Origin of the sequence: Pseudomonas floridensis (genome assembly GCF_002087235.1) — a bacterium.
Classification (GTDB): Bacteria; Pseudomonadota; Gammaproteobacteria; order Pseudomonadales; family Pseudomonadaceae; genus Aquipseudomonas; species Aquipseudomonas floridensis.
Genome location: NZ_MUIO01000085.1, coordinates 1 through 2,727, shown reverse-complemented (window position 1 = coordinate 2,727; position 2,727 = coordinate 1). Strand labels below are relative to the sequence as shown.

Genomic DNA, 2,727 nt, shown 5'->3' with positions numbered 1-2,727 from the left:
GCGGACGTTGTTAAGGGGGCGATGGTGCAAAAGGGGAGGTGTCCGGTCTTATTCCAAAACCTGGTGCCACATCTATTCCTGCAAGTGGCGTAGGTGCTGGTGCAGCATTTAAGGTAGATTCGAAGCAGCTGGGTAAAAAGCTCGGTAAGCACGTTGAAGATTTCGGCGGCAACGCGGCTAGCCCAGCAGATCGTAAGATGGTACTCGATAAAATTCATGACGTTGGGAGTAACCCTGAAAGGGTAATCCCTGGGACTTTTGCTGGGCAAGGAGCAAATGGCGCACGGGGTGATGTGTTTTTCAGAGTTAAGGGTAATGATGTGGTTGTTACGAAGCCTGATGGAACGTTCGTTACTATCCTGAAGGATGGGGTAACTCAGAATCCGTCTGTACAGAGCGCATTGAAGGGAGGCGTCAGGTAATGAACTTTCCTGAACTTATGATTGCCTGGCTGTTAACAGTGCTCGGGAAGAAACTACTGACAGTAAATGCTCTATTTCATGTTTTCTCTTCCGAGAGGGATTCTGCCCCCCAAGAGATTGGCCTTCTATTTGAAAATTCTGAAATTGGGAAGCTCTATGGCGGACCTGATGGTGCGTCTCTCTGTTTTTCTTTGAGTCCGATTTCAAGCTGCGATCTAGGTGAATACGGTAGGCAAGATATTTTTTGTATCTCTGGTGAGCTTTATTTCTCCGATGTTGTAGGAAGGAGGTTAGTGTCAGCATCGCTTGTGCAGTCCTTGGCGGACGACGTAGTGATAGGCGTTGCTCTCTCGTTTGATAACGGGCTTTGCTTATCCATTTTAAACTTAGGTGATGAGCTTTTTGTCTATGATGAAATTCCAGAGGAAATAGTGATCAGTGAGGGGGTGAGCCTTACGTCTGTGAGTTAATGGTCCAAAAGCAACTGGGGCTGTTGTAGATGACACAATCAAGGCATTACCAGCCCCAAGACAAATAGACGCATCGTGGAGCGCGAGCACTTATAACAAAGGCGGTTTGATGACAGGTATTGAGCATGTATTCTATCGCCATGGACCTGACTCAGGATTTGCGAATGTTAGTAAGTTCTCGCAAGGAACATCTGTTAAAGATGTCTCTAGTTATGTTGATAACGCACTGAGGTATGGGAAGGTAACTCCTAATGGGCCAGGTGGGCACGTTATTGAGTACAACGCAGGTAAGGTGATTGGAACAAACGTCTCAGGCGCTCCAACATCGACCATCAAAATAAATGTTCGGGATGGTGTGATTCAGACTGCATTCCCGTACTAGTTAGGAATAGTTATGAGTAGTGGCGGTACACTAATAGAGCGATTTGTCGCCCAAGAGTTGGACGACAGCGTTCGCTCTATTTTGAAAGATGCCTTTGATGAGCGGATTTGCTCAAAGAGCGTTCTGCTCAGGGAGTTCGAGTTTAATTGCTTTGACGTTTCTTTGGACTTTGAAAACGGCATCGTCACATTGCAAGATGTTCTTTCCGCTGGAGAGAGTAGCTTTCTTGATATACCGATACGTGATTTTATCTCTGCTTGCGGTTTGAATGTCTCTTGTTAATTGTAGAGGCCTAGGGACGCTCTGAAGTACGCATCGATTTTTGATGCCCTCGTGGCCTGAGGTTCAAAAAAGCTCGCTCGATCAGGTAATCAGGGTTTTCCCGCCTTTAACTCATGGAGTTTACTCCAAACAGCACCTTTCCAAGGCGTTTTTCCGCATTACATGCGCACCTCTCCTGTAGCGAGCAGCCGTTTTCGCACCATCCAAAGGTTCGACAAGGCAAATAGAATGGTCTGTTGCGCGATGTTTTTAGCCAGCCCGCGAATCCGAACTTTCGTATAACCAAACTGGCGCTTGATCACGCGAAATGGATGTTCAACCTTCGCTCGTACCTGGGCTTTCGCGAACTCGATCGTAAGCGCTCCATGAACCCCACATTCCAAGCGCTTATGTGATGCTCGATGCTGTGCTCCCGATTCTCTCAGGAGCCCGTCGCCATGATGCGACCCGACACCAAAGTCGAAAAAGTCTATCTCTACCCCAAACCCGTCGACTTCCGAAAATCCATCGACGGTCCGGCAGCCTTGGTCGAGTTGGACATCAAGGTCGCGGTGTTCGACCCCGTGCTTTTCGTCTTCCTCAACAAGCCACGCAACCGCGTGAAGATCTTGTACTGGGAGCGCAACGGCTTCTGCCTTTGGCTCAAGCGCCTGGAGTCTGAGCGTTTCAAAACATCGCCCGATGTGACCGACGAAGCAATTGCCCTGACTGTCCAGGAGCTCAATTGGATGCTTGCGAAGATGCAGTCCAGGATGGGCGTGCTCGAAGAGCAAGTTGCACTACTAAGGCAGCGCCTTTTCGGTCGAAAATCAGAGCAGGCCGTCGATCCGGCAACGCCTCAAATGGCGTTGTTCAATGAAGCGGAGCACGAGGTCGAGTTGGCGTGCGAGACCACTGAAGAAGAGGTCGTCACACCCGCAAAGCGCCGTGGCAAGCGTAATCCATTGCCTGCAGATCTACCTCGCATCGAAGTCATCCACGAACTGCCCGAGCATGAGCTGACTTGTACCTGCGGTTGCCGCAAACACGCCATTGGCGAGGAAATCAGCGAGCAACTTGAAATCGTCCCGATGCAGATACGGGTGATCAAACACGTTCGTAAAATCTACAGTTGCCGCGACTGCGAGACTGCACCGGTCACTGCGGACAAGCCGGCTCAGGTGATTGAAAA

General features: G+C 49.6%; 4 protein-coding genes and 1 pseudogene. 4 read left to right on the top strand and 1 reads right to left on the bottom strand.

Annotated features, from left to right (window positions below; translation table 11 throughout):
* Nucleotides 1-38: 38 nt before the first annotated feature.
* The 3 genes from BZK31_RS29520 (at nucleotide 39) to BZK31_RS20560 (ending at nucleotide 1,556) form a co-directional block, all read left to right on the top strand.
* Nucleotides 39-422 (top strand): hypothetical protein, encoded by a 384-nt coding sequence (locus BZK31_RS29520; protein ID WP_157900771.1) that lies wholly within the window; start codon nucleotides 39-41, stop codon nucleotides 420-422.
* Nucleotides 422-892, top strand: coding sequence for a hypothetical protein (locus BZK31_RS29080; RefSeq protein ID WP_087881686.1), 471 nt, complete (start codon nucleotides 422-424; stop codon nucleotides 890-892). Before BZK31_RS29520 ends, BZK31_RS29080 begins: the two co-directional genes overlap by 1 nt.
* 394 nt (nucleotides 893-1,286) lie before the next feature.
* The gene (locus BZK31_RS20560) at nucleotides 1,287-1,556 is read left to right on the top strand and encodes a hypothetical protein (RefSeq protein WP_083184947.1); all 270 of its coding nucleotides are present in this window, start codon (nucleotides 1,287-1,289) and stop codon (nucleotides 1,554-1,556) included.
* Between the two features lie 158 nt (nucleotides 1,557-1,714).
* Here BZK31_RS20560 and BZK31_RS20555 read toward each other — a convergent pair.
* Nucleotides 1,715-1,909, bottom strand: a pseudogene (locus BZK31_RS20555) (transposase); the annotation flags it as partial.
* Between the two features lie 84 nt (nucleotides 1,910-1,993).
* On the opposite strand from BZK31_RS20555, the gene tnpB reads away from it, so the two are divergent.
* Nucleotides 1,994-2,727: IS66 family insertion sequence element accessory protein TnpB (tnpB, locus tag BZK31_RS30150; RefSeq protein ID WP_244182711.1), on the top strand; the 734-nt coding region annotated here is incomplete at its 3' end.